The sequence below is a fragment of the Limnohabitans sp. TEGF002 genome, assembly GCF_055395845.1.
Genome location: NZ_AP029224.1, coordinates 714902 through 739061, shown reverse-complemented (window position 1 = coordinate 739061; position 24160 = coordinate 714902). Strand labels below are relative to the sequence as shown.

Below are 24160 nucleotides of genomic sequence, written 5' to 3'. Positions count from 1 at the left end.
CGGGTCATTTGTCGCATTGGCTTGGCAAAGATCGCCAAGTCCCGCTAGACTGTATTCATGAAAATTCTCGACTCCATCCTCACCGACGCGGCCAGCATCGCGGCCATCCGCAAAGACATTCATGCACACCCTGAGTTGTGCTTTCAGGAAGTGCGCACGGCCGATGTGGTGGCCCAGCAGCTGACTGATTGGGGTATCCCCATCCACCGCGGTATGGGCACCACGGGCGTGGTGGGCATCGTGCACGGGCGTGACGGCGGCGCGTGCGGGCGCGGCATTGGCTTGCGGGCTGACATCGACGCGCTGCCCATGCAGGAATTCAACACCTTCGCCCACGCCAGCAAACACCAAGGCAAGATGCACGCTTGCGGCCACGATGGTCACACGGCCATGCTGTTGGCAGCAGCCAAACACTTTGCCAAGCACCGCGACTTTGATGGCACGGTGTATTTGATCTTCCAACCCGCCGAAGAAGGCGGCGGTGGCGCCCGCGAGATGATCAAGGATGGCCTGTTTGACAAGTTCCCCATGCAGGCCGTGTTCGGCATGCACAACTGGCCCGGCGCTGCCGTGGGCACCTTTGCCGTGAGTCCCGGCCCTGTCATGGCATCCAGCAACGAATTCAAGATCACCATCCGTGGCAAAGGCAGCCACGCCGCGCTCCCGCACAACGGCATCGACCCAGTGCCGATCGCCTGCCAAATGGTGCAAGGCTTTCAGACCATCATCACCCGCAACAAAAAGCCGGTGGACGCAGGCGTGATCTCGGTCACCATGATCCACGCGGGCGAAGCCACCAACGTGGTGCCCGACTCCTGCGAGTTGCAGGGCACGGTGCGCACTTTCAGCATCGAGGTGCTGGACCTGATCGAATCGCGCATGAAACAGGTGGCCGAGTCGCTTTGCGCCGCTTTTGGCGCGCAATGTGAATTCGAGTTCGAGCGCAACTACCCACCCACCATCAACAGCCCAGCTGAAGCCGAGTTTGCGCGGCAGGTGATGTCGGGCATCGTGGGCGCAGAGCAGGTGATGCATCAAGAACCCACCATGGGTGCCGAAGACTTCTCTTACATGCTGCAGGCCAAGCCGGGCGCGTATGTGTTCATCAGCAACGGCGACGGCGCGCACCGCGAAATGGGCCACGGTGGCGGTCCCTGCACCTTGCACAACCCCAGCTACGACTTCAACGACGACTTGATCCCATTGGGCGGCACGTATTGGGTGGAACTCGCCACGCAATGGCTGGCCAATCCGACACAAACCGTTTAAATCAAAAATCCGCATGACCGATATCCAAACCGGCTTTTCTAAAAGCTATGCCGAAGCTCGTCAGAAATTCCTGAACGCCGCCCATGCTGCGGGCCTGACCGTTGATTCCAACATCCACCCCCTGAAGGGCCGGGATGGCGAAGAGCTGGCCATGGACGTGGTGCTCGACGGCGCGCCCGACGCCAAGCAGCTGCTGATCATCAGCAGCGCCTGCCACGGGGTCGAGGGTTACTGCGGCTCGGGCGTGCAAATCCACGCCCTGCAAAACACCGCTTGGCGCGACGCTGCCAAAGCCAATGGCGTGGCCGTGCTCTACATCCATGCGCTCAACCCGCACGGGTTTTCGCATGTGCGGCGCGTGACCCACGAAAACGTGGACATCAACCGCAACTTCCAGGATTTCACGAAGCCTCTGCCCGAAAACGCGCCTTACAAAGAAGTGCAGCCGCTCTTGCTGCCCGAGGTTTGGCCACCGGACGCGGCCAACACAGCCGCAATTCAGCAGTACATCGCCGAGCGTGGCATGGACGCGCTGCAAGCAGCGGTCTCCAAGGGCCAGCACGACTTTCCGGAAGGCCTCTTCTTCGGCGGCAAAGCACCCACCTGGAGCAACCTGACCCTGCGCCAAGTGCTTCAAAAATATGGTCAAAACTGCCAAAAATTGGCCTGGATTGATTTGCACACCGGCCTGGGTCCGAGCGGCTTGGGTGAGCGCATTTTTGCTTGCGCCGACGATGCTGCGGCCTACAGCCGCGCCAAAACTTGGTGGGGCCAAGGCATCACCTCGATTTACGACGGCTCATCCACTTCGGCCTTTCTCACGGGTTTGATGTGGATGTCCGCTTACCAAGAATGTCCACAGGCGGAGTACACCGGGATTGCCATGGAATATGGCACCCAAGCTCAGTTGCAGGTCATGACCGCCTTGCGCGGTGACCACTGGCTGCACTTGCACCCCGAAGCGCCCGAAGCCCTGCACCAAAAGATCAAGCAAGACCTGATGGATGCTTTCTACGTCGACACCGACGCATGGCGCACACAGATCATCGACCAAGCCATGGATGCCATGCACCAAGCCGTCAGTGGCTTGAGCGCGGCATGAGCACACCACGCGTTCTGGTTTTGGGTGGCAGCGGTTTCGTCGGTCGCCACGTCTGCGAAAAACTGGCCCGCCTGGGCTGGCACATCACCGTGCCCACACGACGCGCCGTGAATGCGGCCAGCGTGCAAAGCTTGCCCGGTCTGACCGTGATCGAGGCCAATGTTCACAAAGAGGCCGATCTGGCCCGCTTGATCCCCGGCCATGATGCGGTGGTCAATCTGGTGGCTGTGCTGCATGGCACTGAAGAGCGCTTTGAAAACGTACACGTTGATTTGCCCGGCAAGATTGCCAGCGCCATGAAAAAAGCGGGCGTGCAGCGACTGGTGCACATCAGCGCTTTGGGTGCCGATCCGCAAGGCCCCTCGATGTACCAGCGCAGCAAGGCGCGCGGCGAAACCGTTTTGCACAACGCAGGGCTGCAACTGACGGTGTTGCGCCCCAGCGTGATCTTTGGTGCCGAAGACAAATTCCTCAACCTGTTTGCCGACCTGCAGGCCATCGCGCCCTTCATGCCCTTGGCGGGCAGTGGCACACGTTTTGCCCCTGTGTGGGTGGCCGATGTGGCCAGCGCCGTGGCGGTCTGCCTGCAAAAGCCGGACACCATCGGCCAGACTTACGAGCTGTGCGGCCCGGATGTGTTGACGCTGGGCGAGTTGGTCAAACGCTCTGGACAGTGGGCAGGCGTGAACCACGGCCGAGGTCGCCCCGTCATCGGCTTGCCGATGTGGATGGGCTGGCTGCAAGCCGCGGTCATGGAGCTGGCGCCGGGCGAGCCGTTGATGAGCCGAGATAACCTGGCTTCGATGAAAGTGGACAACATTGCCACGGGCCAACACCCAGGGCTTTCAAACTTGGGCATCAGCGCAGCATCTGCAGCGGGTGTAGCACCCAGCTATTTGGGCCGCCGCGGCCCACGCAGCCGTTTGAACGGCTGGCGCGAACGCGCTGGGCGCTGAAATCGGGCAACGGCTGACGTTCGCGGTCTCAGGGGGAACGTGAGGGGATGCGGCGGGTTCTTCATGACGGGGTACCGTAAATCGTCACCCGCCGCATCCCCGTCACACACCTTGGCGGTGCAATCTGTCTCTTGTTAACCACTGTGAGCGCTAACATGTGGGCTTCGCCTCAAGAGAGAAAAGAATGATCCAGCTCTACATCGCCAACAAGAATTATTCGTCCTGGTCCATGCGACCTTGGGTGCTTCTGCGCCAGGCGGGCATCGACTTTGCAGAAATCTATGTCCGCTTTGACAGCTTTGCGCCCGACTCGCAATTCAAGACGACGCTCAAAGACGTGAACCCTGTTGGCAAAGTGCCCGTGTTGGTACACGACGGCTTGGCCGTGTGGGACACGCTGGCCATTGCCGAATATGTGGCCGAACAGTTTCCGGATAAAAAACTGTGGCCGCAAGACCGCGCTGCCCGAGCGCGTGCACGCAGCATTTGCGCCGAAATGCACAGCGGTTTCACAGGCCTGCGCAGCGCCTGCCCGATGAACATCGAGGCACACCTCCCAGAGATCGGCGCTTTGGCACTGCGTGACAAGCCTGCCGTGCACGCCGACTTGGACCGCATCTGCAGCCTTTGGAGCGGCCTGCTGGCAGAGCACGGCGGCCCCATGTTGTTTGGCCACTTCACTGTGGCGGACGCCTACTTTGCCCCCGTGGTGATGCGCCTGAAAACCTACGCCTTGCCCGTGCCTGCCGACGTGGCCGCCTACATGGAGCGCGTGTGCGCCCTGCCCGGCGTAAAAGCCTGGATAGACGACGCCATGGCCGAGCAGGACTTCATCGACTTCGAAGAGCCCTTCCGGGTGGCTCGCTGAGCAAAGCAGCAGCCATGCAAGTGTTTGTCGTCGGCGGTGCGGTGCGCGATGCCTTGATGGGCCTAAGCGTGAACGACCGCGACTGGGTGGTGGTGGGCAGCACGCCCGAGGCCATGAGCGCGCAGGGCTATGTGCCCGTGGGCAAGGACTTTCCGGTCTTTCTGCACCCACAGACCCGCGAGGAATACGCCTTGGCCCGCACCGAGCGCAAGACGGCGCGGGGGTACAAAGGCTTTGCAGTGCAAGCCGCGCCCGACGTCACGCTTGAAGAAGACCTGGCCCGGCGTGACCTCACCGTGAACGCTATGGCGGTTCCCGATGCGTTGGCCCATGCTGCTCCCAGCGCATGGTCAGGTCAGATCGTCGATCCGTATGGTGGCGAGCGTGACCTGCAAAACAAGGTACTGCGCCATGTGACCAACGCCTTTGCCGAAGACCCGGTGCGCATTTTGCGCGTGGCACGCTTTGCAGCGCGCTTTGCCGATTTCACCGTAGCCGACGAGACGATGGCATTGATGCGCCAAATGGTCGAGGACGGCGAAGCCGACCACTTGGTGCCCGAGCGCGTGTGGCAAGAACTGGCCAAAGGCCTGATGAGCGAAAAACCCTCGCGTATGTTCGAGGTGCTGCGCGCATGTTGTGCCCTGCGCGTGTTACTGCCCGAGCTGGACCGCCTGTGGGGTGTGCCCCAACGCGCCGAATACCACCCCGAGGTGGACACGGGCGTGCACATGATGCTGGTGATGGACATGGCTGCACGATTGAACATGCCGCTTTCGGTGCGTGTGGCCTGCCTGATGCACGACCTGGGCAAAGGCACCACGCCCGCCGACGTATTGCCCCGCCACATTGGCCACGAAGGCCGCAGCGTGAAGCTTTTGCAGCAAGTGTGCGAGCGCCTGCGCGTGCCGACCGATTGCAAGGAGTTGGCCGAGGTGGTGGCGCGTGAGCACGGCAACATCCACCGCAGTGCAGAGCTGGGGCCAGAAGCATTGATGCGCTTATTGGAGCGCTGCGACGCCATTCGCCAAGCGGAACGCTTTGCACTCGTGCTGCAAGCGTGTGAGTGTGATGCACGGGGACGCCTGGGGTTTGAAGAAGCGGCTTACCCACAGGCTGGGCGCTTGCTCAAAGCGCAACAAGCAGCGCTGTCGGTGGAGACCGCGCCCATTGCACAGACAGCAGCGGCAGAGGGCCTCAAAGGCCCGCAAATTGGCTTACAAATCGCCCAAGCACGGATCAAAGCCATCGCACTGGCGTCGCTGTAAACCTGTCCTTGTGGGCGTGAGCGCCTATCAGCACTCAAAGGTGCGAACGCGTCCAGTCGGCGATGTCTTGAGCCGTGCGGAATGCACCGGCCTGGCGGGCGACTTCTTTGCCGCCGACAAACAAAGCGAGTGTGGGGATGCTGCGGATGTTGAAGCGGGCGGCGATGGCTTGCGCTTCTTCAGTGTTGAGTTTGGCCACCCGCACTTGGGGCTCCAAAAGGCCTGCGGCCTGCTCATAAGCCGGGGCCATCATGCGGCAGGGGCCGCACCACGGGGCCCAGAAATCGACGAGCACCGGCAAATGGCTGCGGCCGATGTGCTTGTCAAAACTGGCCTGATCCAGCGCCAGCGGATGGCCGTCAAAAAGCGGTTGGTGGCACTGTCCGCAATCGGGTGCGTTGTGCAGGTCAGCCTCACGCACCCGGTTGGTGGTGTGGCAGTGAGGACAAACAATGTGCAAGGCGCTGGCTGAATCGGTCATGGAATCCCCTGTGTTTCAAAGTCACTTGGGGACCATGCTGCACGATTCAAGACCCGGGAACCCTGACTGAGGTCAAGACCCGGCGCAGAACCAGCTCAGCGTGCGGGAGGGCGACGCGGCGCCATGGGCGCGCGACCTGCCAAGTGACGGAAACTGATGCGGCCTTTACTCAGGTCATAAGGCGAGAGCTCGAGCGTGACACGGTCACCCGCCAAAATGCGGATGTGGTTCTTGCGCATCTTGCCTGCGGAATAAGCAATCAATTGGTGACCGTTGTCCAGGGTCACGCGGAAACGGGTGTCGGGCAACACCTCGTTGACCACGCCCATCAGTTCAATCAGTTCTTCTTTAGCCATTTAAAACGTCTTTCTCAAAGCAGGATCGGTTTCGTCGTCTGGCGCTCCACCCACAACATGCCTTCATCGAGGGCGTATTGGCTGGCGGCGGCCGGTGTGGCGAATTCGGGCACAAACCGCATCACGCGGTCGGTGCTGGCACTGCCGCGGCCACTGGCCACGGACACTTGTGCGCCAAATGCGCCATTAGGCAAAGCCCTGGAGCACGGCTGAATTCGGAATTTTCCCATGGAGATGGGTTGGTGTGAACAATATGAAATGGTCATGTATTTTAACGAAGGGGGTCGAGCCGCTTTTTTCGGCCCTCTTGGGGGCTGTGCAGCGGCACGGGTCTTGGCATGTCCTGCTGCCAAAAAAGCGCCCCCATATGCAGACCGTAAGGCCTGCCCAACAACAGCACCGTGCAGAGGTGCGTCAAAAAGGAAGCAATAAATCGTCTGGGCCCAGCTTAAGAAAGCATGGCGGGCGATGTGCACAGTGGAGGACAAGACTGGCATCCCTCTGCCGGGATGCGCTATCGGCTCGGCTAGAGCGAGATGGGCATAAGTCGCCAATGGCGTGCCGCACTGTAACACGTTCGTGTGGGGTGTGCTTTTGCCGGCTGGCCAGCTCACACACAGCGCGCGATGCCCGCTGCCACCATGCTCAGCAGCAAGGTGCTGGTGATGGGAAGGAAGAACTCGCGCCCGAACAAGCGAAATCTGAAATCTCCGGGCAGTCGACCAAAGCCGAGTTTTTGCAGCCATTTTTGCAAGCCACTGAAAATGATCAAGGCCAAAAACACCACGATGAGCCAGCGCAACATAGCGTGCCTTGATGCCGTTTACAGGCGATGTGACCGGTCGCCCAGGGCAAAGCCCTGAGCGGACCAGTCGGCCGAGGTGCAAAAACCGACCACTTTGAACAACTCGCCCATTTCGTGCTCGTTGACCAGGCGCTGGGCTTGGCTGCGTTCGGCCAAAGAGGCCTCGGCCATGCGCTCGGCCAGGCCCAGATTCAGCAAAAACCAAGCTTGGCTGGCGTAGCCCAGCACATGCAGCCCGGCGTTTTGCGCGGCCAGCGCGACCCCGGTGAAGTTCACATGGGCGGTGATGTCTTTTTGGCCCACCACCACCAGCGGGTTGTCGTCGGCTTGGTGCAGCTGATGGCACATGACGGTGCCCATGTGGCGCTGGGGGTGAAAGTATTCGCCCTCGGGAAAGCCGTAATCGAGGAAAAACGCCGCCCCGCCTTTGCCGGCGAGCAAGCGCTCAGCCAAGCTGCAAATGAAGGCTTCGGCTTGGGGGTGGATTTCGGTCAAATAGTCGTGCTCGCCTTCGATGTCCACGGGCGGGCGCAGGTCGGTCAGGCGGTCTTGCCAGGCGAAGTCATTGCCCGAACTGACCACACCACGTTCATGCCAGACGCCTTGCGTGCGCTGCAGCAGCTGCACGGGCATGGCGTCCAGTACCTCGTTGCCCACCACCACGCCATCCATGGCGTCGGGCCAGGCGTCGAGCCAGCGCACTTTGTCGGCGTGTTTCAACAAGGTGTCGGCCTGACGGGCGCGCAAAGTGCCTGACAAATCGATGATGGTGTAGCGGCGAACCGCATCGCCCAGGCTGTCCAGCAGTTGCAAGGCCAAGGCTCCGGTGCCCGCGCCAAACTCCCAGACTTCATCGGTGCCTGTGGCGTCCAAGGCCTCACGCACCTGCACCGCCAAAGTCTGGCCAAACAAGGGCGACATGCCCGGCGCGGTCACAAAATCGCTGCCCGAGGAAGGCATGGCGCCGAACTTTTGCAGGGCATTGGTGTAATAACCCAGCCCCGGCTCGTACAAGGCCATGGCCATGAAACGGTCAAAACCGATCCAGCCACCGGCTTGGGCGATGGCCTGGTGGATACGCGAGGTCAATTCGGAAGGGGAATGGGGATTGGGCGTGCTCACGCGTTGATTGTCGCCGAAGGTGTACGGGCGTTTGCCGGGGTCCCGAGGGTCAAATCCATGGCTTGCCCGATAATTCAGCCCTTTGTCACCCTTTGATGTGCTTGCGCAATCCCATCTGCCCAGCCCCCGATTCATGAAACAAGTTCTGGTCACCGGAGGCGCTCACCGCCTGGGCGCAGAGATCGTTCGCCAATTTGCGGCGGCGGGCTGGCGCGTGTGGTGCCATTACCAACGTTCGGCCGATGCGGCCAAGGCGCTGCAGTCTGAACTGCAGGCTGCAGGGCGCCATGTGGAATGCGTGCAAGCCGATCTGGCCCAGAGCGACCAAGTCGAACAGATGATGGCGCAGATCGCGCAAAGTCACGGCCCGCTTGACTGCTTGATCAACAACGCCTCGCTGTTCGAACCCGATGAAGGCACAAACATGGACTTGGCCGGAGCTCGCCAGCAAATCGAAGTGAATCTGATCGCACCCATGCTGTTGGCCTCGCTCATGGCCCAGCAAGCTACGCCCGAAGCCAAGCCTGGCCAGCGCAGCGTGGTCCACATCCTAGACCAGAAGGTGTTCAACCTGAACCCGGACTATTTCTCTTACACCGTGTCCAAACTGGCGCTGGAGCGAGCGGTGGCCTTGCAAGCCCAAGCCTTGGCCCCCTTGCGTGTGTGCGGCGTGGCCCCTGGACTGATGTTTTTGAGCGGCCCACAAACCCAAGAGAACTTTGACCGCAACAGCCGCGTGAACCTGCTGCGCGAGCCGATCGACCCGGCACAGGTGGCGGCCACTTGCGTGTTTTTGGCACAGAACCCTTGCATCACCGGCACCACAGTGTGCGTGGACAACGGCCAGCACCTGGTGCCTTTGGCGCGCGATGTGATGTTTTTGGGTGAACCGAAAGACCCTGTATGAGCGACCTGATGACCGATTTGGCGCTGAACTGTCGCCGCCTCTTTCTGCGCAACCACACGGTGGACGTGCGCATCGGTGCGCACGACTTTGAAAAGCTGGGGCCCCAGCGCATTGTCTTCAATGTGGAGTTGTTCGTGCCCTACAGCGCGTCCACCCCCACACAAGACGATCTGGCCGAGGTGGTGGATTACGACTTCATCCGCGAGGTGATTGCCCGCCGCGTAGCCCAGGGCCACATCGTGCTGCAAGAGACTTTGTGCGACGACCTGATGCGCGAGCTGATCGCCCACCCACAGGTGCAGGCGGTGCGCCTGTCCAGCTGCAAACCCGATGTGTACCCGGACTGCGAAGCGGTTGGGGTTGAAATCTTCCAGACCAAAACTGCCTCATGAAAACCCCTGCTGGCCAACAAACGCTGGAGCTGACCGGTTTGCGCTTTGACGCCAACCTGGGCATCCTGGAACACGAAAAAACCGATCCACAACCGATACAGGTGGACGCCGAGCTGAACCTGGGCACGCAACCCCTGCTGCCCAGCGACGACGACATCCATTCGGTGCTGGACTACCGAAAAGTGCGCAAAATCATCATCGACGAATGCACGGCTGAGCACATCAACCTGCTGGAAACGCTGATCGGCAAACTCTCCAACCGCCTGATGCAGTTGCCCGGCGTGTTGGGTGTGCGCGTCAAGATTGCCAAACTTGAAATTTTTGAAGACTGCGAAGTGGCCATTCGCATGGAAACCGGACAGTGGTGAACCTCATGAACACAGACACAGCAGCAGACAACGCCTGGGTACAAGCGCAAGCCGACTCAGAGGCCGCCAAAGCCATCAAGATCGAGCGCGAAACCCACAAACTCGAAAAACGCCTGTGCCGCCAGATGGGCCAGGCCATCAGTGACTTCAACCTGATCGAAGCGGGCGACCGCATCATGGTCTGCATGTCGGGCGGCAAAGACAGCTACGGCATGCTCGACATCTTGCTCAAGATGAAGGCCCGCGCCCCGGTGGACTTTGAGCTGGTGGCGGTCAACCTGGACCAAAAGCAACCTGGCTTTCCGGACCACATCCTGCCTGCGTACCTCAAAGAGCTGGGCGTGGAGTTCCACATCGAAACGCAAGACACGTACTCGATCGTGAAGGACAAGATCCCCGAAGGCAAGACCATGTGCAGCCTTTGCTCGCGCTTGCGCCGGGGCATTTTGTACCGCGTGGCCCGTGAGCTCAAATGCAACAAACTCGCGCTCGGCCACCACCGCGACGACATGCTGCAAACCTTCTTCTTGAACATGTTTTTTGGCGGCAAGCTCAAGGGCATGCCACCGAAACTGGTCAGCGACAACGGCGAGTTCATGGTGATCCGTCCACTGGCCTATGTGGCCGAAACCGACCTGATCCGTTGGGCAGAGCACCGACAGTTCCCCATCATCCCGTGCACCCTGTGTGGCAGCCAGGAAAACCTCCAACGCCTGCAAGTGGGCAACATGCTGCGCGAGTGGCAAAAGAAGCACCCTGGCCGCATTGAAAACATGTTCTCGGCTTTGCAAAATGTGGTGCCCTCTCACTTGATGGACGCCAAACTGCATGGCTTCAAGGACCTGAAGATCACTGGCATCGCCGACGACGCAGGCGACAAGGCTTTTGACGAAGAAGAGTTCAAGGAGCACTCATTGCCGGGCATTCAGGTCATCTCGATGTAAACCTCAGGAGTACAGGTCATGCGCACAGAAACTCGACAGCTCACGCGGTGGTTTTCGATGGCCTTCATCGCGCTGGCCTTGACCGGGTTGACAGGCTGCGCCTCGATGCGCCTGATTGACAGCGATGTGGTTTCTGTGGCGGCGGTGCCGTCCGGCATGAGCCTGCAAGGGGCCAAGTACCGCTTTGAACGCCTGCCCTCGCAACTCAACAACCCTGAAGCAGGCTTGGCCGAGCAACAAGCCCAAGCGGCCATGACGGCCGTGGGGCTGGTGCGTGACGATGCAGGGGCTCGCTTGAGCGTGATGGTGGGCTTCAGTGGTTCTCAGTACCAGGCCGACCCGTGGGGCCGCCCTATCGGGCCGGGCTGGACACCCTATGGCAACGTCTCTATCGGTTCGGGTTTGGGCTCGCACATCGGACTGGGTGTGGGCATGCGCTTTCCACCACCCACACACTACCGCCGTGAAGTCAGCCTGATCCTGCGCGACCTCCAATCAGGCCAAGTGGTCTACGAAACCCGCGCGAGCCACTCTGGGCCCTGGAGCGACAGCGTACCGATCTTTGCCACCTTGTTCCAGGCTGCGCTGGCCAACTTCCCCAACCCGCCCAATGGCCCGCGACGGGTCAACATCGAAGTGCCGCGCTGAAGCCAGGAATTTATGGAACCGACACGAATTTTGGCGATTCGCCATGGCGAAACCGCATGGAACGTGGACACACGCTTGCAAGGCCATCTGGACATCCCACTCAATGAGGTGGGTTTACGCCAAGCCGAACACCTGGCCCGCGCTCTGGCCGAACGCGAAGATGTGGATGCGATTTATGCCAGCGACCTGTCGCGGGCACACACCACGGCCCAAGCCATAGCGCAAGCCATGGGTAAGAAGGTGAGCACACACGCTGGCTTGCGCGAGCGTCACTTCGGGGTGTTTCAAGGACGCACTTTTGGCGAGGTGGAAGCCGAATTACCCGACCACGCTTGGCACTGGCGCAAACGCACGCCGGACTGGACGCCGCCTGAGGGCGGGGAATCGCTGCTGGCTTTGCGCGATCGCATTGTGCGCACGGTGGACGAGTTGGCTGCGCGCCACGCCGGTCAGCAAATCGTGATGGTGGCGCACGGTGGCGTGCTGGACATCCTGTACCGCGCGGCCACCCGGTTGGATTTGCAAGCCCCGCGCACTTGGCAACTGACCAACACCGCTGTCAACCGATTGCTTTGGACTCCACAAGGCCTGTCACTGGTGGGCTGGGGCGACACCTCGCACCTGGATGCGCTGGGCAAGGACGAAACCTCGGCCTGAAGCCTTTGTGGGAGGCCGCCCCTGCGGCCGAATGTTGGCTCAAGCTGGGCAGGCCTTGGCGAGCAGGGACCCGCTTCCTCAAAAGTCACAATGGCTTCGGGTTTTAAATCCTGTCACCAAACGACTTGGGCGGCGTGACGCCCAAGTGCTTGAACGCGGCCAAGGTGGCCATGCGCCCACGAGGGGTTCGCTGCAGATAGCCTTGCTGAATCAAATACGGCTCGATCACGTCTTCGATCGTGTCGCGCTCCTCGCCGATGCTGGCGGCGATGTTGTCCAAGCCAACCGGACCGCCGTCAAAACGGTGAATCACCGCTTCAAGCAGTTTGCGGTCCATCAGGTCAAAACCCTCGGGGTCCACGTCCAGCATGGTCAGTGCTTTTTGTGCGATGCCTTTGTGGATGGTGCCGTCACCCTTCACGTCCGCATAGTCACGCACCCGGCGCAGCAGGCGGTTGGCAATGCGGGGCGTGCCGCGTGAACGGCGGGCGATCTCAAAAGAGCCTTCCGGGTCAATCGGGGCCTTGAGCAAACCACTGCTGCGCGTGACGATGCGCGAGAGCTCCTCGGGCGTGTAGAACTCCAGGCGCGACACAATGCCAAAACGGTCGCGCAACGGGTTGGTGAGCATGCCCGCACGGGTGGTCGCACCCACCAGCGTAAAGGGCTGCAAATCGAGCTTGATACTGCGAGCCGCCGGGCCTTCGCCGATCATGATGTCGATCTGGTAGTCCTCCAGCGCAGGGTACAAGATCTCTTCGACCACGGGCGAGAGGCGGTGGATCTCATCGATGAAGAGCACATCGTTGCGCTCCAGATTGGTGAGCAGCGCGGCCAGATCCTTAGGTTTTTCAAGCACGGGGCCGCTGGTCTGGCGCAGGTTCACGCCCAGCTCGGCGGCAATGATGTGGCTCAATGTGGTCTTGCCCAAGCCCGGTGGGCCAAACAACAACACATGGTCCAGCGGCTCTTCGCGCATCTTGGCGGCGCTGATGAAAATCTCCAGCTGCTCGCGCACCTTGACCTGGCCGACGTATTCATCGAGCAGCTTGGGGCGCAAGGCGCGTTCAATGGCCTCTTCTTGGTGAGAAACCGGGGCCGCTGAAATGACCCGGGGTTCGGGTTGCGGGGCGAAGTCGTCGGTGCGGATGCTCATGGCTCAGTTCGTCTTCATTTGTTCAGGGCTTTGAGCGCCAGCTTGATGCCCTCGCTCACGCCCACATCGGCGGGCAAGTTCTTGAGCGCAGCGGCAGCCTCTTTGTCGCTGTAGCCCAGCGCCAGCAAAGCTTGCTGGATGTCGCTTTGGGTATCGGGGGTGTTCACGGCGAACAAGCCGCCCAAGTCGCCGCCCAGCTTGCCCTTGAGTTCAAGCAGCAAACGCTCGGCGGTCTTTTTGCCAATGCCCGGCACTTTGACCAAGCGCCCCACTTCTTGCGTGGTGATGGCCTGCGCCAAGTCATCCACGCTCATGCCGGACAACACACTCAATGCTGTGCGAGGGCCGACGCCCGAGATTTTGATGAGCTGGCGAAAGGCTTCGCGCTCGGCCAAGGTGGCAAAGCCGTAGAGGATTTGCGCGTCTTCGCGCACCACAAAGTGCGTGACCAGACTGACTTTGTCGCCCGTGGCGGGCAAGTTGTAGAACGTGCTCATGGGCACATTGACTTCGTAGCCCACGCCATGGCAGTCCACGATCACCTCGGGTGGGTTTTTGTCGCTCAGGATGCCGGTGAGTTTGCCAATCATGGGGGGTGACGCCTTAAATGCCTGTGATGGGAGAAAATGCACGGTTTCCGACCACTCGTGACCGCGCCAATTCAGGATTATCAACTTGATCGTCAGACACACCTTCACGCCGCACAACAACAACCGCTTGTCGCACCTGTGCGGCCCCATGGATGCGCACCTGCGCACCATCGAAGCGGGCTTGCAGGTGAGCATCGCGCACCGCCATGAGCAGTTCAAGGTAGACGGCCCCAAGGCGGTGGCCATACGGGCCATGGAGATTTTGCAGGCGATCTACGAACGGGCCGACCGTCCGATTTCGCCTGACATGGTGCAGCTGATGCTGGTAGGCGACAGCGGAGGCGAAGAAGCCGACCTGCCCCCACTGCAAACCCGCCGCGCCGACCTGAAGGCGCGCACACCGGTGCAGGCGGCCTATCTGGAGAGCATCGCCACCCACGACATCAGCTTTGGCATCGGGCCTGCGGGCACGGGCAAGACCTATCTGGCCGTGGCCTGCGCGGTGGACGCGCTGGAGCGCGCCAGCGTGCAGCGCATTGTGCTGACCCGCCCGGCGGTGGAAGCCGGTGAGCGGCTGGGCTTTTTGCCGGGCGACCTGTCGCAAAAGGTGGATCCGTACCTGCGTCCGCTGTACGACGCGCTCTACGACCTAATGGGTTACGACAAGGTGCAAAAGGCCTTTGAGCGCAACGCGATCGAAATCGCACCGCTGGCCTTCATGCGCGGGCGCACCCTGAACAATGCGTTTGTGATTCTGGACGAAGCACAAAACACCAGCACCGAACAGATGAAGATGTTTTTGACCCGCATTGGCTTTGGGGCCAAGGCGGTGGTCACTGGCGATGTCAGCCAGATCGACTTGCCCAAAGGCCAGCTGAGCGGATTGATCGACGCTGAACGGGTCTTGAAACGCGTCAAGGGCATTGCCTTCACGCGCTTTTCGAGTGCCGACGTGGTGCGACACCCGCTGGTGGCCCGCATTGTGGACGCCTACGAGGCGCAAGGCAGCGTCCCAATGCGAGCGGGCGTCGTGACCCGCCGCAAACCTGTACCCACAGACGATTGAACACCCATTCAAACCCCATGCCCTTGAAACAACTCCAGCTGTCCCTGCAATTTGGCGACATTCCCTATGCCGCCCGTCACCGCGCCGCCCTGCCCCGCCACGCGGTGACCCGCGCCATTCGTCACGCCCTGGCCGATGACGCCGAAATCACCGTGCGCATCGTGGGTGAAGAGGAAGGCCGCGCGCTGAACCTGGGTTACCGCAAAAAGGATTACGCCACCAACGTGCTGACCTTCGACTACGCGCAAGAGCCGGTGGTGATGGCCGACTTGGTGCTGTGCGCCCCCGTGGTGGCACGCGAAGCTAAAGAACAAGGCAAGACATTGGCCGCGCATTACGCGCATTTGCTGGTGCACGGCACCTTGCATGCGCAGGGTTGGGACCACGAGACCAGCACGGCGGATGCTGAGGAGATGGAAGCCTATGAGATTGCGATCTTGGCGGGATTGGGGTTGAAGAACCCTTACCTTTGAGTTCTTTTGCTTGGCTTTTGAGGTGAGGCCTGGAATGGGGTGGGGCCGGGTTCCTCATGACGGGGTACCGAAAATCGTCACCCTGCCCCACCCCATTCGAGGCCGTTGTGCATTTTTTAAACCCGCCGGAAATCTAAGCAGCGTCGAAACTGCCAGCTTCAAACCGAAAACCACTCAACACCAGCCTCTCTCACGCCCAAACCACCACTCAGGTGTGTGAGGGGGTGCGGCGGGTGACGATTTTCGGTACCCCGTCATGAGGAACCCGCCGCATCCCCTCACACACCGCCCCAGCAAAAGGCGAAAGGCAAAGACGTCAGAGCAACCGAACCTTCACACTCTTGCCCTTGATCTTGCCGTGTGACAACTGAGACTCGACCTTTTTGGCCAGAGCCGCCTGCACCGCCACATAGGTCGAGAACTCGTTCACATTGATCTTGCCCACCTGCTCACGGGTCAAACCACATTCACCCGCCAAGGCGCCCATCACATCACCCGCGCGGATTTTTTCCTTGCGGCCACCCACGATTTGCAGCGTGCGCATGGGCGGTTGCAAAGGTCCACCTGCGGCAGGCGTCAAGCCAGACAAGGGCTCCCAATTCGATTCGCGGCCTTGCATCACCTCGATCTTGCCGACCGAGCCCATCTCGTCCATGCTCGCCAACGTCAGCGCCAGGCCTTCGGCATCGCCCCGACCGGTGCGGCCGATGCGGTGGATGTGGATTTCTGCGTCGGGCGTCACGTCCACATTGATCACGGCTTCGAGCCCTTCCACGTCCAGCCCGCGCGAGGCCACATCGGTGGCCACCAGCACCGAGCAACTGCGGTTGGAGAACTGCACCAGCACCTGGTCACGCTCGCGCTGTTCCAGCTCGCCAAACAGCGCCAGCGCACTGTAGCCCTGGGCTTGCAAAACCGCCACCAAATCGCGGCACTGCTGTTTGGTGTTGCAAAAGGCCAGCGTCCGCTCAGGGCGGAAGTGCGCCAACAGTTTGGACACGGCATCCAGTCGCTGGCTTTCGCTCACTTCGTAATAAACCTGCCGAATTTTGTGCGCGCTGTGCTGCGCCTCCACTTTCACGGTTTGCGGCGCACGCATGAACTGCGCGGCCAGCTTGGCGATGCCTTCGGGGTAAGTGGCCGAAAACAGCAGGGTCTGGCGGTCTTTGGCGCACTGGCGCACCACTTTGGCGATGTCATCGAAAAAGCCCATGTCCAGCATGCGGTCGGCTTCGTCCAACACCAGGGTGTTGACGCCCGCCAGACTCAGCGAGCCGCGCTCCAGGTGGTCCAAGATGCGGCCAGGTGTGCCCACCACCACGTCCGCGCCGTGCTCCAGACTCAGCGTCTGGCCACGCAGGGCCACGCCTCCACACAAGGTGACGACTTTCACGTTTTGGCGGGCACGGGCCAAGCGGCGGATTTCCTGCGTGACCTGGTCGGCCAGCTCGCGGGTGGGGCACAAAATCACCGCTTGAATGGCGGCGCTGGGCGAGCCTGCGGTTTGCAGGCGCTCGATCAGGGGCAGGCCAAAGGCGGCGGTTTTGCCGCTGCCAGTGCTGGCCTGGGCGATCAGGTCTTGCCCCGCCAAGGTCAGCGGCAAGCTGGCAGCCTGGATGGGGGTCATCTGGGTGTAGCCCAGTTGTTCGAGGTTTTGAAGGGTGGCAGGGGCCAGCGTGAGCTGGTCAAAGCGAGCAGAACTCGCGGCAGGAGAAGTTGCAGTCATGAGGGGATTATCGTTGCCCACCTCAAGCAGCCACTCAAGCCGTCATGCGCATCGGGATGGTGATGGGGCCGTCGTTGATGAGCGCCACTTTCATGTCGGCGGCAAAGCGGCCCGTTTGCACCAGTGGGTGGGCTTTTTGTGCCTGCGCCACAAAATGCTCGTACAAGCGCCGCCCCTCATCGGGCGCGGCCGCCTGGGTGAAGCTGGGGCGGTTGCCCCCGGCCACATCGGCAGCGAGGGTGAACTGGCTCACCACCAGCATGCCACCCCCCACATCCTGCACGCTCAAATTCATCTTGCCTGCCTCGTCACTGAAGATGCGCAGTTTCAAAATTTTGGCCAACATCTTCCCGGCTACCGCATCGGTATCGCCCTTTTCGGCGCACAGCAGCACCAGCAAGCCCGTGCCGATCTGGCCGATCACGTCGCCATCCACACGCACACTGGCTTCACTCACCCTTTGCAACACAGCGATCATTTCAAGTCCCTCGCATCGTCAAAGTGCGCTTCCACATCACTGGGCAAGAGCTGGATGGTGGCGCGCAGTCCGGGCACCTCGCTCATCAGCGCCTGCTCCACGCTGGTGCGCAAAGCGGCAGCTCGGCCCAAGGTCCAGCTGGCGGGCATGTGCATGTGCACGTCCACAAAACGGCGTTGCCCAGCTTTGCGGGTGTTCAGATGGTCAAAGCGGATGATTTCGGTCTCGCCGCGCTGGTGGGCAAAGCCATCGAGCACCCGCTGCACATCGGCCAGCACTTCAGGCTCCAGCGCCTCGTCCATCAGGCCCTGCGAGGAGCGCCAAACCAGGCTCCAGCCTTCTTTGAGAATGTTCAGGGCCACGCCGATGGCGACCGCCGCATCCAGCCACAGCCAGCCGCTCACGCTCACTAAAACAATACCGACCACCACGCCTGCCGATGTCCAGACGTCGGTCACCAAGTGCCGGGCATCGGCTTCTAGCGCCAGTGAGCGGTGCTGCCGAGCCGCGCGAAACATCAACCAGGCCAGCAAACCGTTCAGGGCCGAGCTGCCCACCGACAGGGCCAGGCCCCAGCCCACTTGCTCAATGGGCTGGGGATCGAACAAACGATGGACCGCCACCCAAATGATGCCCAAGGCGGCGACCAGAATCAGGATGCCTTCAAAACCAGAAGAGAAATACTCGGCCTTGTGGTGACCGTAGGGGTGGTCGTCATCGGCTGGGCGCGCTGCGATGGTGACCATCATCAAGCCGAACACCGCACTGGCCAGATTGACCAGCGACTCCATCGCGTCCGACAGCAGACCGACCGAATCGGTCAACCACCAGGCTCCGGTTTTCAGGGCAATGGTCACCAGCGCCACCACCACCGAAGCCCACAGCATGCGGGTGGGCGTCATCCAGTCATCGAATCTTTTCATGGGCTCAGCATAGCCGCGGTGGATGACGGGTCTGTGCGCCAAGCCCCGATCAAGCCAGTGTGACCTTGGCAAACTTGCGCTTGCCCACTTGGACCACATACGTCCCGGCTTCGAGTTTCAGGCCTTTGTCACTGACCACACTGGAGTCCACGCGCACGCCGCCGCCGTCGATCAGGCGTCCAGCTTCGGTGGTCGAAGGGGCCAAGCCCGCCGATTTGAGCAAAGCGCCAATACCCAAGGGGGCGCCCGACAAAGACACTTCAGGGATGTCGTCCGGCACACCGCCTTTGCTGCGGTTGATGAAATCCTGCTCCGCCGTATCGGCAGCGGCAGCACTGTGAAAACGTGCCGTGATTTCCTTGGCCAGCATGACTTTGGCGTCTTTGGGGTTGCGCCCGCCCTCAACTTCTTTTTTCAACGCCTCGATGTCGGTCATCGACTTGAACGACAGCAGGGTGAACCAGCGCCACATCAAGGTGTCCGAAATGCTCAGCACCTTGGCGAACATGGTGTTGGGCTCTTCGCTGATGCCGATGTAGTTGTTCTTGGACTTGGACATCTTGTCCACCCCGTCCAGACCCTCGAGCAGCGGCATGGTCAAAATGCACTGAGGCTCTTGGCCATACTCGGCCTGCAGGTGGCGCCCCATCAGCAGGTTGAATTTCTGGTCCGTACCGCCCAATTCCAGGTCCGACTTGAGGGCCACCGAGTCGTAGCCCTGCATCAACGGGTACAGGAACTCGTGCACCGAAATCGGGGTGCCAGCCTTGAAGCGGTCATGGAAGTCATTGCGCTCCATCATGCGCGCCACGGTGTACTTGGAGGCCAACTGGATCATGCCCATGGAACCCAAAGGTAGTGACCACTCACTGTTGTAGCGAATTTCAGTCTTGGCGGGGTCCAGCACCATGCTGGCCTGCTTGTAATAAGTTTCGGCATTGAGCTTGATTTGCTCGGGCGTCAGGGGCGGGCGGGTGCTGTTGCGGCCTGACGGATCCCCAATCAGACTGGTGAAGTCACCGATCAAAAAGATCACCTGATGCCCCAAGTCTTGCAACTGGCGCATTTTGTTGAGCACCACCGTGTGGCCTATGTGGATGTCCGGCGCTGTGGGGTCCAAGCCCAACTTGATGCGCAAAGGAACCCCTGTGGCCTCGGATTTGGCCAGCTTTTGCAGCCAGCCCTCCTTGGGAATCAGCTCCTCGCACCCCCGCAATGTGACCTCCATTGCGTGCTGGGTCTTGTCCGTGACCGGGAATTTTGTAACAAGCGCTTGATTCATAAGGGTTTTTTCTAAAGTCAAATGGGCATAGACCAGTACAATGGACCGATACTTCCAAGTCGCCCATTTTAGAGGCGGCCTGACTGTGCAGATCGTGCTGCCATATCGCCTCAGCGAAAGGCAGCGCGAAACTCCCCTGAATTGATGCAATTTTTCGCTTCCATCCAGTCTCGACTGGTCTCTTTGTTGGTTGGCTTCCTGTTCCTTTGCACTGCCGTGCTGGGTGCGTTGCTCATGCTCGTTCAGCGCACGCTGAACTGGCTGGATGGTCAACACCCCCAATTGGTCAATGGACTTCAGGCTTTTGGTCAATGGCTGACACGTCACCCCAAAACCATCAGCGCCACGTTGACCGCTGTTTTACTTGCAGGTGGTGGCGGCGCCTTCGCCATCGCTAATTTGGGGCCAGACATCGCCGAACAACCGGTGGTCACGGTCACCGTGCCTGTCGAAATTGCCAAACTGGAAGAGCAAGCCCAAGCGATTGACCTGATCCAGATGAACCTGATGCGCACTGACAGCACGCGCGCCTCAGACACCCCTGAAAGCTTGCTGCGCCGTTTGGGGCTGGTTGACCCGGAGGCCGCTTCTTATTTGCGCAAGAATCCCTTGGCCAAACAAGCGCTCAAGCAAGGGGGGCGCTCCGTTGTCGCCGAAGCCGATGGCCAGAAGCGCCTGACGAAGCTCAATGTCCGCTGGCTCAACAACGAGACCGACACCTTCTTCCAGCGGCTGGCGATACAACGCACGCCTGATGGCCTGCAGGCCGCGCTGGAAACCTCCCCAATGAACACCAGCCTGCGCATGACAGGCGGTACAGTGTCCAGCTCCTTGTACGACGCTGCAGATGAGGCCCGCTTGCCCGATGCCGTCATCAGCCAGTTGACCCAGATTTTCTCCAACCAGATCGACTTTCACCGCACCCTGCGAAAAGGCGCTCGGTTTTCAGTTGTCTACGAAGTGCTGGAAGCCGATGGAGAGCCCGTGCGTACCGGTCGCGTTTTGACCGCTGAATTCAACAACGGCAACAAAACTTACGAAGCCGTGTGGCACCAAGAGCCTGGTCAAAAAGGCAACTACTACAGCATGGACGGCAAAAGCCTGAGCCGCACCTACTTGGCTTCACCTGTGGCTTTCTCACGCAAGACCAGTGGTTTTGCCATGCGCCTTCACCCCATCTTTCAAACCATGAAAGCGCACTTGGGCGTGGACTACGCAGCCCCCACCGGCACGCCCGCACAAACCGTCGGTGATGGGGTGGTCGAATTTGCAGGCGTTCAAGGCGGCTACGGCAATACGGTGATCGTTCGCCATGGCAACAACCACTCCACCGTTTACGCCCACCTCAGCCGTATTCAGGTTCGCAAAGGCCAGACGGTCCAAAAGGGACAAACCATTGGCGCAGTGGGCTCCACGGGCTGGTCTACCGGGCCGCACTTGCATTTTGAGTTCCGCGTCAATGGAACGCACGTTGACCCTCAAAAAGTGATTCAGCAGGCACAAAGTGTGCCGCTCAGCCCTGCCGCCATGGTTAGGTTCAAAAGAGCGGCATCACAAGCCCAGTCACAACTGCAAGCCGCAGCACAGATGCGAGAAGGCAACGTCCAGTGATCAACAAGGGCCGCAAGGCCCTTTTTTGATGCACAAGCCTCTTTTGTCCACATGTCCTCGCCCCAGCACTTCATCGGCTTGATGTCCGGCACCTCTTTGGACGGTGTGGATGGCGTGCTGGCGCACATCACCCCTCAAGGACAGTTGGCCGTTCAAGCGCATGCCTTTGTCGCCTTCGAAGCGCCCTTCAAAGGCGAGCTGATGGCCCTCAACCAAAGTGGCGCCGATGAGTTGCACCGCAGTGCGCTGGCAGGCAACCAAATTGCGCGCCTCTACGCTCAGGTTGTTCACGACTTGCTGAGGTCCAGCGGCCTTCGAGCCCAAGACATCGCAGCCGTGGGTGCCCATGGTCAAACTGTTCGGCACCGCCCTTTGGAGTTCGATGGTGACACGGCCCTCCAACGTGCACCGGTAGGCTACACACTGCAACTGATCAACCCCTCTTTGTTGGCCGAGTTGACAGGCATCGATGTTGTGGCTGATTTTCGCAACCGTGATTTGGCGGCAGGCGGTCAGGGTGCGCCCTTGGTACCCGCCTTTCATCAAGGTGTTTTTGGCACCTCTGGCTCTTGCGTGGCCGTGCTCAACATCGGCGGCATCTCCAACCTGAGCGTGATTCGGCCAGATGGTTCCGTTCTTGGCTGGGACTGTGGCCCAGGCAACGCCCTCATGGACCATTGGTGCAGCGCCCACACAGGCGCATCCTTTGACAACAACGGTGCTTGGTCTGCAACAGGGCAGGTTGTCGCCAATTTGTTGCAGACCCTCATGGCCGAAGCCTTTTTGCAGCGATCACCCCCGAAAAGCACGGGGCGAGATCTTTTCAACCCGACATGGCTTCAAGCACGCCTGCCGAATGATGCCCTGCAGCCTCAAGACGTTCAGGCCACCTTGACCGAGTTCACGGCCATGGCCTGTGCCCATGACGTGCAGCGGCACGCCCCTGAGGCACGCGAGTTGATTGTGTGTGGCGGTGGGGCTTTGAACGGGCAACTCATGAGCCGCCTGAGTCACCACTTGCCCGGCGTGCAAGTGGTCAGCAGCGAACTGCGGGGCTTACCGCCTTTGCAAGTGGAGGCTGCCGCATTTGCGTGGCTGGCCGCCAAAACCATGCGGCGTGAAACATCCAGCTTGCCAAGCGTCACGGGCGCCAGAGGCGCCCGTGTCTTAGGGGCGATTTACCCCCGTTGATGTGTGGCGAGCTGCGCTCGCCGTGTCAAATAATCAGGTCGAGAAAGAAGAGCCGCAGCCGCAAGTCGATGTGGCGTTCGGGTTCTTGATCACAAACTGAGCACCTTGCAAGTCTTCTTTGTAATCGATCTCGGCACCAATCAGGTACTGGTAGCTCATCGCGTCGATCAGCAAAGACACGCCGTTTTTGCTCATGGTGGTGTCGTCTTCGTTGGTGATTTCATCGAAGGTGAAGCCATATTGGAAGCCAGAGCAGCCGCCACCTTGCACAAACACGCGCAGCTTCAAATCGGGGTTGCCTTCTTCGGCGATCAGGTCGGCGACTTTAGCGGCCGCGCTGTCGGTGAAGACAATCGGGGAAGGCATTTCGGTCTGGATATTTTCAGCAAGAGCGCTCATGGTGTTTCTCCGGTTCAATGCCAAATAGTATAGCGCGTTGGTCGGGAATTAAAGCCCTTTGAAGCAGTAACGCTACTGCGCACATGGGCTTTGTCTGGCCGCTGCGTGATCCCCGCAAAGAGAGAGCCAAAAAACAAAAAGCCGCCTTGGCGAACCAATGCGGCTTTTTGATGAAGCAGAAAAAGCGGATTAACGCTTGGAGAACTGCTTGCGGCGGCGGGCTGAGTGGAAGCCGACCTTTTTACGTTCGACTTCACGAGCGTCACGCGTGACAAAACCAGCTTGGCTCAGCACGGGCTTGAGCGAAGCATCGTAGTCAATCAGGGCGCGGGTGATGCCGTGGCGCGATGCGCCGGCTTGACCGGATTCACCACCGCCGTGCACGTTGATCATGATGTCGAAAGTTTCGGCATGGTTGGTCAACATGAGGGGTTGCTTGGCGATCATGATCGAAGTCTCGCGGCCGAAGTAGGCTTGGATGTCCTTGCCGTTGACCGTGATCTTGCCAGTGCCTTTTTTCAGAAACACGCGGGCGACGCTGGATTTGCGACGGCCTGTGCCATTGTTCCATTCACCAATCATCTCAAGGCTCCTTAGATGTCCAGCACTTTAGGCTGTTGGGCGGTGTGGGGGTGCTCAGCGCCACCGTACACCTTGAGTTTTTTGATCATGGCGTAACCGAGTGGGCCCTTGGGCAGCATACCCTTGACAGCCTTCTCGAGTGCGCGGCCAGGGTGCTTGGCTTGCATGTCGCGGAAGTTGGTTGCAGTGATACCGCCGGGATAGCCCGAGTGACGGTAATACACTTTGTCGATGGTCTTTGTGCCAGTCACTTTGAGCTGGGCAGCATTGATGATGACGATGAAGTCACCAGTATCTACGTGAGGCGTGTAAATGGCCTTGTGTTTGCCGCGCAAACGGAGAGCAACTTCGCTGGCTACTCGTCCGAGGACCTTGTCGGTCGCGTCAATCACAAACCACTCGTGCACGACCTCAGCGGGTTTTGCGCTGAAAGTTGTTGTCATGAGTTTTCTCTTTAAAAGAAAGGTTTGGCGGGTCCTTTTCCACGGTCGGTGCTCCTCTTTTGGGAGCCTCTTAGGTGGGAATTTGCCAATACCTTGC

Annotated in this window: 29 protein-coding genes; 15 read left to right on the top strand and 14 right to left on the bottom strand. The window is 60.2% G+C overall.

Translation table 11 applies throughout. The features are described 5' to 3' along the window. The first annotated feature begins 57 nt into the window (after positions 1 to 57). From ACZ5SR_RS03770 to ACZ5SR_RS03750, 5 genes are all read left to right on the top strand, one after another. Positions 58 to 1269: a M20 aminoacylase family protein gene (locus tag ACZ5SR_RS03770; RefSeq protein ID WP_464450242.1), complete on the top strand. Its 1212-nt coding sequence runs from the start codon at positions 58 to 60 to the stop codon at positions 1267 to 1269. Positions 1270 to 1282: 13 nt separating this feature from the next. Beyond that, positions 1283 to 2371, top strand: coding sequence for a M14 family metallopeptidase (locus ACZ5SR_RS03765; protein ID WP_464450241.1), 1089 nt, complete (start codon positions 1283 to 1285; stop codon positions 2369 to 2371). Then, the gene (locus ACZ5SR_RS03760; RefSeq protein ID WP_464450240.1) at positions 2368 to 3327 is read left to right on the top strand and encodes a complex I NDUFA9 subunit family protein; all 960 of its coding nucleotides are present in this window, start codon (positions 2368 to 2370) and stop codon (positions 3325 to 3327) included. The genes ACZ5SR_RS03765 and ACZ5SR_RS03760 overlap by 4 nt, the downstream gene beginning before the upstream one ends. Before the next feature lie 184 nt (positions 3328 to 3511). Continuing rightward, positions 3512 to 4195 (top strand): glutathione S-transferase family protein, encoded by a 684-nt coding sequence (locus tag ACZ5SR_RS03755; RefSeq protein WP_464450239.1) that lies wholly within the window; start codon positions 3512 to 3514, stop codon positions 4193 to 4195. 14 nt (positions 4196 to 4209) lie between these two features. Further along, positions 4210 to 5463, top strand: a complete 1254-nt coding sequence (locus ACZ5SR_RS03750; RefSeq protein WP_464450238.1) for a multifunctional CCA addition/repair protein — start codon at positions 4210 to 4212, stop codon at positions 5461 to 5463. A 34-nt stretch (positions 5464 to 5497) separates the two neighbouring features. On the opposite strand, the gene trxC is transcribed toward ACZ5SR_RS03750, so the two are convergent. The 5 genes from trxC to ACZ5SR_RS03725 form a co-directional block, all read right to left on the bottom strand. Further along, the gene (gene trxC, locus ACZ5SR_RS03745; protein WP_464450237.1) at positions 5498 to 5944 is read right to left on the bottom strand and encodes a thioredoxin TrxC; all 447 of its coding nucleotides are present in this window, start codon (positions 5942 to 5944) and stop codon (positions 5498 to 5500) included. Positions 5945 to 6039: 95 nt separating this feature from the next. After that, positions 6040 to 6300, bottom strand: coding sequence for a translation initiation factor IF-1 (gene infA / locus ACZ5SR_RS03740; protein WP_019426546.1), 261 nt, complete (start codon positions 6298 to 6300; stop codon positions 6040 to 6042). A gap of 14 nt (positions 6301 to 6314) precedes the next feature. Continuing rightward, positions 6315 to 6530: a hypothetical protein gene (locus ACZ5SR_RS03735; RefSeq protein ID WP_231624533.1), complete on the bottom strand. Its 216-nt coding sequence runs from the start codon at positions 6528 to 6530 to the stop codon at positions 6315 to 6317. Between the two features lie 380 nt (positions 6531 to 6910). Then, entirely contained in the window at positions 6911 to 7105 is a 195-nt protein-coding gene (locus ACZ5SR_RS03730; protein WP_464450236.1) for a DUF2905 domain-containing protein, read from the bottom strand. Between the two features lie 18 nt (positions 7106 to 7123). Beyond that, positions 7124 to 8227, bottom strand: coding sequence for a class I SAM-dependent methyltransferase (locus ACZ5SR_RS03725; protein WP_464450235.1), 1104 nt, complete (start codon positions 8225 to 8227; stop codon positions 7124 to 7126). A gap of 133 nt (positions 8228 to 8360) precedes the next feature. Between ACZ5SR_RS03725 and ACZ5SR_RS03720 the strand changes: the two genes are divergently transcribed. From ACZ5SR_RS03720 to ACZ5SR_RS03695, 6 genes are read left to right on the top strand one after another with little or no spacing between them, the layout of a single operon-like run. Next, positions 8361 to 9134, top strand: a complete 774-nt coding sequence (locus ACZ5SR_RS03720) for an SDR family oxidoreductase (protein ID WP_464450234.1) — start codon at positions 8361 to 8363, stop codon at positions 9132 to 9134. Then, positions 9131 to 9526 (top strand): dihydroneopterin aldolase, encoded by a 396-nt coding sequence (locus ACZ5SR_RS03715; protein ID WP_464450233.1) that lies wholly within the window; start codon positions 9131 to 9133, stop codon positions 9524 to 9526. The genes ACZ5SR_RS03720 and ACZ5SR_RS03715 overlap by 4 nt, the downstream gene beginning before the upstream one ends. Then, positions 9523 to 9894: a dihydroneopterin aldolase gene (locus tag ACZ5SR_RS03710; RefSeq protein ID WP_409755002.1), complete on the top strand. Its 372-nt coding sequence runs from the start codon at positions 9523 to 9525 to the stop codon at positions 9892 to 9894. The genes ACZ5SR_RS03715 and ACZ5SR_RS03710 overlap by 4 nt, the downstream gene beginning before the upstream one ends. A gap of 5 nt (positions 9895 to 9899) precedes the next feature. Beyond that, positions 9900 to 10838, top strand: coding sequence for a tRNA 2-thiocytidine(32) synthetase TtcA (ttcA, locus tag ACZ5SR_RS03705; RefSeq protein WP_464450232.1), 939 nt, complete (start codon positions 9900 to 9902; stop codon positions 10836 to 10838). A gap of 18 nt (positions 10839 to 10856) precedes the next feature. Beyond that, complete coding sequence (locus ACZ5SR_RS03700) at positions 10857 to 11486, top strand: DUF4136 domain-containing protein (protein WP_464450231.1); 630 nt, start codon at positions 10857 to 10859, stop codon at positions 11484 to 11486. Between the two features lie 12 nt (positions 11487 to 11498). Then, positions 11499 to 12143, top strand: a complete 645-nt coding sequence (locus ACZ5SR_RS03695; protein ID WP_464450230.1) for a histidine phosphatase family protein — start codon at positions 11499 to 11501, stop codon at positions 12141 to 12143. A 103-nt stretch (positions 12144 to 12246) separates the two neighbouring features. Here ACZ5SR_RS03695 and ruvB read toward each other — a convergent pair whose 3' ends face one another. Then, entirely contained in the window at positions 12247 to 13299 is a 1053-nt protein-coding gene (ruvB, locus tag ACZ5SR_RS03690; protein WP_464450229.1) for a Holliday junction branch migration DNA helicase RuvB, read from the bottom strand. A gap of 14 nt (positions 13300 to 13313) precedes the next feature. Further along, a complete protein-coding gene (gene ruvA, locus ACZ5SR_RS03685) occupies positions 13314 to 13889 on the bottom strand; it encodes a Holliday junction branch migration protein RuvA (RefSeq protein WP_464450228.1) in 576 nt (191 codons plus the stop codon). A gap of 85 nt (positions 13890 to 13974) precedes the next feature. Between ruvA and ACZ5SR_RS03680 the strand changes: the two genes are divergently transcribed. Together ACZ5SR_RS03680 and ybeY are read left to right on the top strand one after the other, a co-directional pair. Next, complete coding sequence (locus ACZ5SR_RS03680; protein ID WP_464450227.1) at positions 13975 to 14955, top strand: PhoH family protein; 981 nt, start codon at positions 13975 to 13977, stop codon at positions 14953 to 14955. A 17-nt stretch (positions 14956 to 14972) separates the two neighbouring features. Beyond that, entirely contained in the window at positions 14973 to 15428 is a 456-nt protein-coding gene (gene ybeY / locus ACZ5SR_RS03675; protein ID WP_464450226.1) for an rRNA maturation RNase YbeY, read from the top strand. A gap of 316 nt (positions 15429 to 15744) precedes the next feature. Here ybeY and dbpA read toward each other — a convergent pair whose 3' ends face one another. Genes dbpA through tyrS form a run of 4 tightly spaced genes read right to left on the bottom strand, consistent with a single transcriptional unit; the run spans position 15745 to position 19837 of the window. Further along, positions 15745 to 17154 carry an ATP-dependent RNA helicase DbpA gene (gene dbpA, locus ACZ5SR_RS03670; protein WP_464450225.1) on the bottom strand — a complete coding sequence of 470 codons (1410 nt, stop codon included), beginning with the start codon at positions 17152 to 17154 and terminating at the stop codon, positions 15745 to 15747. Positions 17155 to 17188: 34 nt separating this feature from the next. Then, the gene (gene dtd / locus ACZ5SR_RS03665) at positions 17189 to 17632 is read right to left on the bottom strand and encodes a D-aminoacyl-tRNA deacylase (RefSeq protein ID WP_464450224.1); all 444 of its coding nucleotides are present in this window, start codon (positions 17630 to 17632) and stop codon (positions 17189 to 17191) included. Continuing rightward, entirely contained in the window at positions 17629 to 18555 is a 927-nt protein-coding gene (locus ACZ5SR_RS03660; RefSeq protein ID WP_464450223.1) for a cation diffusion facilitator family transporter, read from the bottom strand. The genes dtd and ACZ5SR_RS03660 overlap by 4 nt, the downstream gene beginning before the upstream one ends. A 49-nt stretch (positions 18556 to 18604) precedes the next feature. Next, positions 18605 to 19837, bottom strand: a complete 1233-nt coding sequence (gene tyrS / locus ACZ5SR_RS03655; protein ID WP_464450222.1) for a tyrosine--tRNA ligase — start codon at positions 19835 to 19837, stop codon at positions 18605 to 18607. A gap of 144 nt (positions 19838 to 19981) precedes the next feature. Between tyrS and ACZ5SR_RS03650 the strand changes: the two genes are divergently transcribed. Together ACZ5SR_RS03650 and ACZ5SR_RS03645 are read left to right on the top strand one after the other, a co-directional pair. Next, positions 19982 to 21448, top strand: coding sequence for a peptidoglycan DD-metalloendopeptidase family protein (locus ACZ5SR_RS03650; protein ID WP_464450221.1), 1467 nt, complete (start codon positions 19982 to 19984; stop codon positions 21446 to 21448). A gap of 51 nt (positions 21449 to 21499) precedes the next feature. Continuing rightward, the gene (locus ACZ5SR_RS03645) at positions 21500 to 22639 is read left to right on the top strand and encodes an anhydro-N-acetylmuramic acid kinase (protein ID WP_464450220.1); all 1140 of its coding nucleotides are present in this window, start codon (positions 21500 to 21502) and stop codon (positions 22637 to 22639) included. 33 nt (positions 22640 to 22672) lie between these two features. On the opposite strand, the gene erpA is transcribed toward ACZ5SR_RS03645, so the two are convergent. From erpA to rplM, 3 genes are all read right to left on the bottom strand, one after another. Next, on the bottom strand, positions 22673 to 23038 hold the full coding sequence (erpA, locus tag ACZ5SR_RS03640) for an iron-sulfur cluster insertion protein ErpA (RefSeq protein WP_464450219.1): 366 nt from the start codon (positions 23036 to 23038) through the stop codon (positions 22673 to 22675). A 189-nt stretch (positions 23039 to 23227) separates the two neighbouring features. Next, the gene (rpsI, locus tag ACZ5SR_RS03635) at positions 23228 to 23620 is read right to left on the bottom strand and encodes a 30S ribosomal protein S9 (protein ID WP_100119427.1); all 393 of its coding nucleotides are present in this window, start codon (positions 23618 to 23620) and stop codon (positions 23228 to 23230) included. An 11-nt stretch (positions 23621 to 23631) separates the two neighbouring features. Continuing rightward, entirely contained in the window at positions 23632 to 24063 is a 432-nt protein-coding gene (gene rplM, locus ACZ5SR_RS03630; protein ID WP_089953382.1) for a 50S ribosomal protein L13, read from the bottom strand. Positions 24064 to 24160 lie beyond the last annotated feature (97 nt).

Bases quoted from the DNA above. Each gene is read 5' to 3' on its own strand.
- ACZ5SR_RS03770 (WP_464450242.1), top strand. From the start codon at position 58: ATGAAAATTCTCGACTCCATCCTCACCGACGCGGCCAGCATCGCGGCC.
- ACZ5SR_RS03765 (WP_464450241.1), top strand. From the start codon at position 1,283: ATGACCGATATCCAAACCGGCTTTTCTAAAAGCTATGCCGAAGCTCGT.
- ACZ5SR_RS03760 (WP_464450240.1), top strand. From the start codon at position 2,368: ATGAGCACACCACGCGTTCTGGTTTTGGGTGGCAGCGGTTTCGTCGGT.
- ACZ5SR_RS03755 (WP_464450239.1), top strand. From the start codon at position 3,512: ATGATCCAGCTCTACATCGCCAACAAGAATTATTCGTCCTGGTCCATG.
- ACZ5SR_RS03750 (WP_464450238.1), top strand. From the start codon at position 4,210: ATGCAAGTGTTTGTCGTCGGCGGTGCGGTGCGCGATGCCTTGATGGGC.
- trxC (WP_464450237.1), bottom strand. From the start codon at position 5,944: ATGACCGATTCAGCCAGCGCCTTGCACATTGTTTGTCCTCACTGCCAC.
- infA (WP_019426546.1), bottom strand. From the start codon at position 6,300: ATGGCTAAAGAAGAACTGATTGAACTGATGGGCGTGGTCAACGAGGTG.
- ACZ5SR_RS03735 (WP_231624533.1), bottom strand. From the start codon at position 6,530: ATGGGAAAATTCCGAATTCAGCCGTGCTCCAGGGCTTTGCCTAATGGC.
- ACZ5SR_RS03730 (WP_464450236.1), bottom strand. From the start codon at position 7,105: ATGTTGCGCTGGCTCATCGTGGTGTTTTTGGCCTTGATCATTTTCAGT.
- ACZ5SR_RS03720 (WP_464450234.1), top strand. From the start codon at position 8,361: ATGAAACAAGTTCTGGTCACCGGAGGCGCTCACCGCCTGGGCGCAGAG.
- ACZ5SR_RS03715 (WP_464450233.1), top strand. From the start codon at position 9,131: ATGAGCGACCTGATGACCGATTTGGCGCTGAACTGTCGCCGCCTCTTT.
- ACZ5SR_RS03710 (WP_409755002.1), top strand. From the start codon at position 9,523: ATGAAAACCCCTGCTGGCCAACAAACGCTGGAGCTGACCGGTTTGCGC.
- ttcA (WP_464450232.1), top strand. From the start codon at position 9,900: ATGAACACAGACACAGCAGCAGACAACGCCTGGGTACAAGCGCAAGCC.
- ACZ5SR_RS03700 (WP_464450231.1), top strand. From the start codon at position 10,857: ATGCGCACAGAAACTCGACAGCTCACGCGGTGGTTTTCGATGGCCTTC.
- ACZ5SR_RS03695 (WP_464450230.1), top strand. From the start codon at position 11,499: ATGGAACCGACACGAATTTTGGCGATTCGCCATGGCGAAACCGCATGG.
- ruvB (WP_464450229.1), bottom strand. From the start codon at position 13,299: ATGAGCATCCGCACCGACGACTTCGCCCCGCAACCCGAACCCCGGGTC.
- ruvA (WP_464450228.1), bottom strand. From the start codon at position 13,889: ATGATTGGCAAACTCACCGGCATCCTGAGCGACAAAAACCCACCCGAG.
- ybeY (WP_464450226.1), top strand. From the start codon at position 14,973: ATGCCCTTGAAACAACTCCAGCTGTCCCTGCAATTTGGCGACATTCCC.
- dbpA (WP_464450225.1), bottom strand. From the start codon at position 17,154: ATGACTGCAACTTCTCCTGCCGCGAGTTCTGCTCGCTTTGACCAGCTC.
- dtd (WP_464450224.1), bottom strand. From the start codon at position 17,632: ATGATCGCTGTGTTGCAAAGGGTGAGTGAAGCCAGTGTGCGTGTGGAT.
- ACZ5SR_RS03660 (WP_464450223.1), bottom strand. From the start codon at position 18,555: ATGAAAAGATTCGATGACTGGATGACGCCCACCCGCATGCTGTGGGCT.
- tyrS (WP_464450222.1), bottom strand. From the start codon at position 19,837: ATGAATCAAGCGCTTGTTACAAAATTCCCGGTCACGGACAAGACCCAG.
- ACZ5SR_RS03650 (WP_464450221.1), top strand. From the start codon at position 19,982: ATGCAATTTTTCGCTTCCATCCAGTCTCGACTGGTCTCTTTGTTGGTT.
- ACZ5SR_RS03645 (WP_464450220.1), top strand. From the start codon at position 21,500: ATGTCCTCGCCCCAGCACTTCATCGGCTTGATGTCCGGCACCTCTTTG.
- erpA (WP_464450219.1), bottom strand. From the start codon at position 23,038: ATGAGCGCTCTTGCTGAAAATATCCAGACCGAAATGCCTTCCCCGATT.
- rpsI (WP_100119427.1), bottom strand. From the start codon at position 23,620: ATGATTGGTGAATGGAACAATGGCACAGGCCGTCGCAAATCCAGCGTC.
- rplM (WP_089953382.1), bottom strand. From the start codon at position 24,063: ATGACAACAACTTTCAGCGCAAAACCCGCTGAGGTCGTGCACGAGTGG.